The 8,245-nt window shown below is 72.3% G+C and carries 8 protein-coding genes; 3 read left to right on the top strand and 5 right to left on the bottom strand.

Annotation, left to right across the window (positions count from 1 at the left end):
• Nucleotides 1–155: 155 nt before the first annotated feature.
• Together D7193_RS33115 and D7193_RS33110 are read right to left on the bottom strand one after the other, a co-directional pair.
• On the bottom strand, nt 156–1,598 hold the full coding sequence (locus D7193_RS33115) for an MFS transporter (RefSeq protein WP_120783623.1): 1,443 nt from the start codon (nt 1,596–1,598) through the stop codon (nt 156–158).
• Between the two features lie 81 nt (nt 1,599–1,679).
• Complete coding sequence (locus D7193_RS33110; protein WP_120783622.1) at nt 1,680–1,916, bottom strand: hypothetical protein; 237 nt, start codon at nt 1,914–1,916, stop codon at nt 1,680–1,682.
• A 148-nt stretch (nt 1,917–2,064) separates the two neighbouring features.
• Here D7193_RS33110 and D7193_RS33105 point away from each other — a divergent pair, with 148 nt between their 5' ends.
• Together D7193_RS33105 and D7193_RS33100 are read left to right on the top strand one after the other, a co-directional pair.
• On the top strand, nt 2,065–3,216 hold the full coding sequence (locus D7193_RS33105; protein WP_120783621.1) for a geranylgeranyl reductase family protein: 1,152 nt from the start codon (nt 2,065–2,067) through the stop codon (nt 3,214–3,216).
• A 240-nt stretch (nt 3,217–3,456) separates the two neighbouring features.
• Nucleotides 3,457–3,648, top strand: coding sequence for a hypothetical protein (locus D7193_RS33100; protein WP_120783620.1), 192 nt, complete (start codon nt 3,457–3,459; stop codon nt 3,646–3,648).
• 69 nt (nt 3,649–3,717) lie between these two features.
• Here the strand turns inward: D7193_RS33100 and D7193_RS33095 are convergent, their stop codons facing one another.
• A complete protein-coding gene (locus tag D7193_RS33095; RefSeq protein ID WP_120783619.1) occupies nt 3,718–5,508 on the bottom strand; it encodes a bifunctional metallophosphatase/5'-nucleotidase in 1,791 nt (596 codons plus the stop codon).
• 185 nt (nt 5,509–5,693) lie between these two features.
• Between D7193_RS33095 and D7193_RS33090 the strand changes: the two genes are divergently transcribed.
• Entirely contained in the window at nt 5,694–6,596 is a 903-nt protein-coding gene (locus tag D7193_RS33090) for a glucose 1-dehydrogenase (protein WP_120783618.1), read from the top strand.
• 41 nt (nt 6,597–6,637) lie between these two features.
• Here D7193_RS33090 and D7193_RS33085 read toward each other — a convergent pair whose 3' ends face one another.
• Nucleotides 6,638–7,297, bottom strand: a complete 660-nt coding sequence (locus D7193_RS33085; protein ID WP_338324154.1) for a nucleotidyl transferase AbiEii/AbiGii toxin family protein — start codon at nt 7,295–7,297, stop codon at nt 6,638–6,640.
• A complete protein-coding gene (locus D7193_RS33080) occupies nt 7,294–7,635 on the bottom strand; it encodes a hypothetical protein (RefSeq protein WP_120783617.1) in 342 nt (113 codons plus the stop codon). The genes D7193_RS33085 and D7193_RS33080 overlap by 4 nt, the downstream gene beginning before the upstream one ends.
• Between the last annotated feature and the right edge of the window lie 610 nt (nt 7,636–8,245).

The raw sequence follows: 8,245 nt of genomic DNA, 5'->3' as shown, positions 1-8,245 counted from the left end.
CGCGTACGCGCAGTGGGAGCAGCAGGCCGCCGACCTGGTCGCCCAGCACTGGAACAGCTGACAACCACACACATGAACAACACGCTGGCCGGCACCCCACACACGGGGTGCCGGCCAGCGGCGTATCGGCGTCCGGCGCGGACGCCACGGCGGGTTCAGTGGTGACGTCGGCCGAGGAGGATGTCGACCACCGCCGCGATCAGGGCCAGCGCGATGATCGCGGTGGCGATGATGAGGGAACGTTCGAACGCGCTCGTCCAGTTGCCGTGAGTGCTGGCGAGGGCGGCGAAGAAGACCGAGCCGACGGCGGCGATACCGGCCGCCGCTCCGATCCGCTGGCCTGTCTGGAGCATCCCCGCGCCGCTGCCCGCCTGCGGTACGGGGACCTCGGAGAGGGTGAGCGTCTGGTTGGGTGCGATCACGAGGCCACTGCCCAGCCCGGCCAGCAGCAGCGGCGCGGCCGTCACCCACGGCACCGGTGCGTCGGGGAACAGGTGCAGGGCCAGCGCCGTCCCGGCGAGACCGAGCACCACGGCGAGCAGCCCCACGGCGACCAGGGGCCGTCCGAGCCGGTTGACGACGCGACCGCCGAGCGCCGACGCGGCCGCCGAGCCGAGCGCGAACGGGGTGATGGCCAGGCCGGCGATGAGCGGGCTGTACCCGTGCCCGTTCTGCAGGAACAGCGTGAAGATGAAGAAGATGGCGGTGAACCCGCCGAAGTAGATGAGCGCGATGAGCGAGCCCAGGACGTACGACCGGAAGCCGAACAGGCGCAGGTCGAACAGGGGTTGCCGCTGCCGCGAGTACCGTCGCTCCCACAGGGCGAACGCGACGAGCACGAGCAGCCCGGCGGGGATCAGCGCCCACTTCCACAGCCCGTGCCACTGCTGCTCCTGTACGAGCGGCAGCAGCACCAGCAGCACCCCGACGCCGAGCAGCACCACACCCACGGGGTCGAGGCGGTGCCGGTCCCCGTGCCCCTTCACCCGGGCAGGCAGCAGCCGCCAGCCGAGGATGACCGCGATGATGCCGACGGGCACGTTGACGAAGAAGACGTACCGCCAGCCGTGCTCCTGGCCGCCGAGCGCGATGAGCAGCCCGCCGAGCAGCGGGCCGACGGCGGTGGAGATCCCGATGGTGGCGCCGAGGAGCCCGAAGGGCCGGGCGCGTTCGGGCCCGCGGAACAGTTCCTGGATGACGCCGGTGACCTGGGGGTTCACGATGCCGGCCGCGGCGCCCTGCAACAGCCGGGCGATGACCAGCCAGGTGGGGGAGGGGGCGAGGCCGGCGAACGCGCTCGTGATGGTGAACAGGGCGATGCCGAAGACGAACGCGTTGCGCCGGCCGCGGGCGTCGCCGAAACGACCGGCGGGAACCAGGGCGAGACCGAAGGTCAACGCGTACCCGGAGAGCACCCACTGCAGGTCGCTGGGGGACGCGTGCAGCGCCCGATCGAGGGACGGCACCGCCACGTTGACGATGCTCACGTCGAGCAGCGTCATGAACGCGGCGACAAGGCCGACACCGAGGGCCTGCCACCGTCGGCGGTTCTCGGCCGGGTCGATGTCGGCCTGTTGCGGCGTGCCCGCCGCGCTCATCGTGCCCCCCGTGGGCCGTCGATCATGCATTCCTGACCGCTACCCCGGTCGCCGGGGGGCGAATCGTGGCGGGACGGTCGGTCACGCCATCTGGCGTGCGCAGAACCGGGGACCGAAGTCCAGCCCGGCCATCGGCGAGTCCTCCCGGTGCAGCAGGTTCTTCTCGGTGAGCAGGTGCAGCGGCGTCTGCAGCTGCTCCACGGTGAGGCCGGACTCCTCCGCGATCATGTCGGGATAGGGTACCTGGCCGCGGGCCTCCAACGCGGTAACCGCCTGGTACACCCGCTCTTCGAGGTCCGACAGTTGCACCTGCTGCATGGTTTCCTCCTCCGCTCCCGTACGCCTTCGCGCAGGCGGTTGCGCTGCGCCGGTTACCCCCTGGGTGACCGAAGATGCCCACCCGATCGAGGGGTCGCGCGGCCGCGCCGCCGGTCGTCTCCGCCCGCCGGTGCCCTAGGCTGCTTCCGTGATCGTCTGGGATCTGGCCGTCGTCGGCGGCGGCCCCGCGGGGCTCTCGGCCGCCCACGCCGCGGCCCGCGCGGGCGTACGCACGCTGGTGGTCGAGCGGGCCGCGCACCCCCGGTACAAGACGTGCGGGGGCGGCCTCATCGGCACCTCGCTGGCCGCCGTGCAGGGCCGCATCGAGGTGCCCGCGCACGACCGGGTGGACCGGGTGACGTTCACCCGCGACGGGCGGCGCGAGTTCACCCGCCGGCACCGGGGTCCACTGGTGACCATGGTGCGGCGGGAGGAGTTCGACGACCGGCTGCGCGCGGCCGCGGTCGCCGCCGGGGCGGAGGTCCGCGAGAGGGTCGCGGTCCGGGCGATCGAGCAGGACCCGGACGGCGTACGCCTGCGGCTGGCGGACGGTACGACCGTGCAGGCCCGTACGGTCATCGGGGCGGACGGGTCGTCCGGGGTGACCGCCCGTCACGTGGGCGTCTCCTACCGGCAGGTGGATCTGGGTCTGGAACTGGAGCTGGAGGTGCCGCCGCAGGAGCAGGAGCGGTGGCGGCGGCGGGTGCTGCTGGACTGGGGTCCGCTGCCCGGGTCGTACGCCTGGGTGTTCCCGAAGAACGACCGCCTCACGGTCGGCGTCATCGCCGGGCGGGGTGAGGGGGAGCGGACCCGGGAGTACCTGCGCCGGTTCGTGGAGCGGCTGGGTCTGACCGACGCGCCGGCGGCGCACGACTCGGGGCACCTGACCCGCTGCCGGGCCGAGGACTCGCCGCTGCGTCGCGGCCGGGTGCTGGTCGCCGGGGACGCGGCGGGTCTGCTCGAGCCGTGGAGCCGCGAGGGGATCAGCTACGCGCTGCGCTCGGGGGCGCTCGCCGGGGAGGCCGTCGCCGCGGGTGACCTGGCCGGCTACGACCGGGCGGTCGCCGAGCGGCTGCTGCCGTCGATGCGCGCCGGTCATCGGCTGCTCGACCTCTTCTCGCAGCGGCCGGAGGTCTTCCACGCGCTGGTCGCCACGCCGCCGGGATGGCAGATGTTCGTACGGTTCTGCCAGGGGCGGGCGAGCTTCGACGAGGCGCTGGCGCGGCCGTCGGTGCGGGCGGTCCTCTCGCTGCTGGAGCGTCTGCCGGCGCCGCGCCGGCCGGCCCGCGTGCCGTCCTGAGCGCGTAGGCCTGAGCCGCGCCGAGCCTGATCCGAGTCGTCCTCGACCGCCGGGTCGGGCCGCATGTCCCTTCGCCCCGCCTGTCACCCAGGATCCTAGGATGCCCTAGCGGGTGTGACGCCGTCGACCGCACGGACGGGGGAGCGGGCACCGGTCGGAGGAGCTGCGGGGCGGCGGAACGGATGCTCGCCCGGCTCACGCCGGCGGCGCGAGAATGGTTCTGGTCGAAGGAGGTGGCCGATGGACGAGACGCCGGGCGAACCGCGGTTCACCGATGACGAGTACGCCTTCCTGCGGCACGTGCGGTTCGGTGAACTGCCGCCCGCCGTGCGCCCCGAGGAGCGGGTCGAGCTGACCGAGACCGACCCGGGTCGGGGCCGTCCCGCCGAGGAGCCGGACCGCTGGGACCTGCGGCACGGCGGCGCCGGCTGACGCGACCCGCGGCCGGAGACACGGACGGGCCGCGGACGCTGACGCCCGCGGCCCGTCGTTGCGTACCGGTCAGAAGACCGGGACGCCCTCGCGCACCAACCGCCAGTTCGGCCGGAAGAAGTCGGCCGGGTCGATGGTCCCCTTGGCCTGCGCCCAGTCGATCAGCAGCTGGCGGATCTCCTGCTGCTCGTTGTAGACCTGGGTCTTGACGATGCCGGGGAAGTTCCCGCCGCCGCTGCGCCGGTAGTTGTTCACCGCCATCACGAACTGCGCGTCGTCGGCCACGGGGGTGTCCGTGCCGGCGAGCACGAGCCGCGTGATCCGCTGGCCCACGGGCTTGGAGATGTCGATGTCGTAGTCGACGCCGGAGAGGGCGTCGTAGTTGTAGTCCGGCACCGACAGGTCGCTGATGTTCTCCAGGTCGACCGGGGCGCCGGGAGCGAGGGTGGTGAAGTACTTCGCCGAGTACTCCAGGTACGCCCGCACCTCGGCGCCGCTGAGCACGACCGCCTCGAGGGTGTTGTCGAAGACGTAGAGGCCGGCCACGTCGCGGATCTTCACGTCACCGGCCGGGAACACCGCGGTACGGCTGAACGGCGAGGCCTGCGACAGCACCGGCAGGTCGGCGTACTGCGTGCCGGCCAGGGCCTTGGTGACGGTCTCGGCCTGGACGTGGTTGATGAAGTCGAGGATCGGGGTGTCCTTGTACCGCGACTCCACGGTGGACATCTCGACCGTCGCCTGGGCCACGACCTGGTTGACGTACGCCACGGTCTTCTGGTGCTGGGCCCGCACGGCGGCGAGGACCTTCGGGTCCTCCACCACGGTGTTGGTGTTCAGCATCGTGGCGGACTTCTTGGTGATCGTCCACCGGCCGTGCTCGCGGGCCAGCGTGAAGTCCATCCGGGTGAGGCGCTGGCCCCACTTCGACGGCTCGGAGAGCAGCACCTGCGCGCCGGTCCGCTCGTTGGTCACGAACCGCTCGACCACCTCGTTGTGGGCGTGGCCGAACAGGATCGCGTCGATGTCCGGCACCTGCTGCGCGATGAGCGCCACCGGGTTCTCGTTCGGCAGCTCCGGCCCGTAGCTGGAGGTGCCGCTGTCACCGCCGTGCGCCGAGATCAGCACGATGTCCGCGCCCCGCGCCCGCATGATCGGCACGTACTTGGCGGCGGTGGCGATCATGTCGTCGAACCGCAGCTTGCCCTCGACGTTGCCCCGGTCCCAGATGGCCACGCCGGGGTTGGTCAGGCCAAGGATGCCGACCCGCAGGGTCGGCGCGGCCCAGCCGAGGGAGACCTTCTTGATGACGTACGGCAGGAAGGCCGGCTTGCCGGTCTTCGCGTTGATGGCGTTCGCGGCCAGGGCCGGGAAGCCGAGCTGCCGGATCCACAGGTCCAGCAGGGGCAGGCCGTAGTTGAACTCGTGGTTGCCGAGCGTGACGGCGTCATAGTCGATGATGTTCATGGCCCGCGCCATCGGGTGCTTCACACCGGTGCTGGTGATCGGCTCCTGCTTGGCGTAGAAGGTGGCGAGCGGCGTGCCCTGGATGGTGTCGCCGGCGTCGAGTACGAGCGTCGCCTTGCCGCGCCGCTCGGCCCGGATCTGGTTGATCAGGGTGGCGAGCTTCGCGACGCCGATGTCGTTGTGCTTGCTGTCGTCGTACTCCGCGTCGCGGTAGTAGTCCCAGTTGTAGACGTTGCCGTGGGTGTCCGACGTACCCAGGAGGGTGAGGTCCCAGGTGCGCTTCCCGGCCGCGCCGGCCGCGCGGGCGGGCGTGGCGGCGACCAGCGGGGCGGCGGCCGCCGCGGCCGCGACGGCCAGCACCTGCCGGCGCGAGGGACCGGAGGGAGAGGTCATTTGTCGTGCCCTTCCATGGGGTGAACGCGCTGTGGTGGGCGCCGAGCGCACCATAACCACCGGCCGTCCCTCCTGTCACAGCGGCCCGAGGCGTCACGCAGGGTCAACGTCGCTGCACCGTTTCCGGCGGCCGGCCCAGGGTAGGGCCACCGGGGACCCGGTTTTCGGTGCGCGAGGAGACGCCGGTGAGTGAGGACCAGTACACGCAGCAGGACCCGACCGGCCAGTACGGCCAGCAGTCGGGCCAGCCGAAGCAGCAGCAGACGCCGCCGGGCGCCACGGGCCGAATGGTGCCGCGACCCGACCACGGGGAACAGTCGTACCGGGGCAGCGACAAGCTCGCCGGCAAGCGGGCGCTGGTCACCGGTGGTGACTCGGGCATCGGCAAGGCCGTGGCGATCGCGTTCGCGCGGGAGGGCGCCGACGTGCTGATCTCGTACCTCGGCGAGGAGGAGGACGGGGACGCGCGGGACACCGTCCGGCTGGTGGAGGAGGCCGGCCGGCGCGGGGTGGCCGTCCGGGGCGACCTGACCGACGAGCGGCACTGCGTGGCGCTGGTGGACCGCGCCGTGGCCGACCTCGGCGGGCTCGACATCCTGGTGAACGTCGCCGGCTACCAGATGTCCCAGGAGAAGGGGCTGTTGGGCATCAGCACCGAGCAGTTCGACCGGGTGATGAAGACGAACCTGTACGCGATGTTCTGGCTCTGCCGGGCGGCCGTCCCGCACCTGCCGGAGGGCTCGGTCATCATCAACACGGCGTCGATCCAGGCGTACGAGCCGTCGCCGCAGCTGCTCGACTACGCGACCACGAAGGCGGGCATCGCGAACTTCACGAAGGCCCTCGCGGCCGGCCTCGCGGACCGGGGGATCCGGGTCAACGCGGTCGCGCCCGGCGCGGTGTGGACGCCGCTGATCCCTGCCACCATGCCCGAGGAGGCGGTCGAGTCGTTCGGCAGCAACTCACCCATCGGACGGCCGGGGCAGCCGGCCGAACTGGCCCCCGCGTACGTCTTCTTCGCCTCGCAGGAGTCGAGCTTCGTCACGGGGGAGGTGCTGGGTGTGACCGGCGGCCGTCCCATCACCTGAGCGAGCAGGCCGGGCCGGGCCGGGCCGGCGTCGTGCCGCCGTCAGCGGGGCCAGGCGGCGAGGCGTTCGCGGACGCGGTCGACGGCCGCGGCGTCGAGGCCGTAGCGGGCGAAGCGCTGCTCGGGGATGCGGTCCAGGTAGCGGCCGGCGGCTCGGACGTCCTCCGGGTCCAGCGCCGGGTCGACCTGCCGGGCCAGGTCCAGCAGCTCGGTCACACCGTAGTGTTCGAGGGCGGCCGAGACGTCGATGTAGTCGCGCACCTCACGACGGTTGACCAGCGCGGCGACCTTGTTGGCCATCAGGTCCCGGACGTCCATGACCGGGCCGAGGTCCATGACCACCGGGCTGCGGTGCCGGTCGAGGCGGGCCAGGCTCAGCCGGATCTGCCGGCCGTCCCGGCTCACCACGAAGTCCTTCAGGTCGCGGTCGTACCCCTCGAACAGGTCGGCCAGCTCGCTGTCCGGGTCGGCGTCGGTCACCTCGAAACCGGCCCGCTCCAGGGCCGTGCGCACCCCGGCGGCCGCCGCGGCGGCCGCGCCCTCCACGTCGGCGAAGAGGTCCACGTCCTCGGTCGGGCGGGCCACCAGCCCGTGCACGGCCCAGGCCACGCCACCGCCGAGCACGAAACGGTGCGGCCCGGCCGCCGAGAGGGCCACCCGGGCCACCTCGCGGTAGAACTCGTGGAGGTGGGGGATGGTCACGCCGTACGCAGCACGCGGTGGCGGGTCTCCCACGCCTGGCGTACGCCCCGGGGCAGGTTGAGCAGCCGCCACACCCGGCGCAGGGTGCGCCCGTTCACGAGTGCGCGCAGGTCCTCGGCTCGGGTGGTCTCGCGCAGCACGTTCTCGTACAGCCACAGCAGTTGGTCGGGGTCGCCCAGGTCGAAGGTGCGGTCCGCGTTCCACATGAGCCGTACCGGCAGCTCGACGACGCCGCGCGTGGGCCCGGCGAGCTCGGCGAGGGTGCGGGTGACGACGGCAGGGCGACCCGGGCGGGCTAGGTAGGCCACGCCGGACACGGTGCTGGAGGTGCCCTGCATGGTGTCAGGGTAACGCCCGCCGGTCCGATCGCGCGCACAGCGATCGGCGACGTGCAGGCGGCGGGCCGATTTCCGGGGCTTGATCGACTCCGTTTCGCCGATGTGGCGGGGTCCTTGTGTCCGAGATCCCGCCACATCGCCGATCTGGTGCGGATCATGCCCTGATGGCGCGGCTCGCAGAGGTGATCGACACGGGTTCCGTGTATGTCGCGGTGTCCTGGCGGGGTGGACACCGCGACTTCCAGGATGTCGAGTCGATCACCGGCTCCCGGCGGCCGGTTTGGGGGTTGGGTCCGGTTCGCGGGCCTGTCGGCGGGGCAGCCTTCCACCGGAGGGTGATGCCTCAGAGGCACATTTATGCCTCTGAGGCATCACGCTGGTGAGGAGATCCGCCCCAGCGGCCCGACACGGCCGCGGCGGGACAAGCCGACCGCGGTGACGGGTGGGTCGTGGCGGGCTGGGTGGGTGTGGGTGGTTTGTGGGTGTGACCGGTGGCATCCCGGGCCCGGAATCGCCGCCGGGTCGGCGGCGTTGACTATCCGCGACGGCCGAGGCACCAGCCCGCCAGGGTGCGGGCCGAGTGCAGGCCCCGCGGAATGATCGCGGAGCC

The organism is Micromonospora costi, assembly GCF_003626655.1.
Classification (GTDB): Bacteria; Actinomycetota; Actinomycetes; order Mycobacteriales; family Micromonosporaceae; genus Micromonospora; species Micromonospora costi.
Note: the sequence above shows the minus strand (reverse complement) of the source record. Positions and strands in the feature narration are given on the sequence as shown.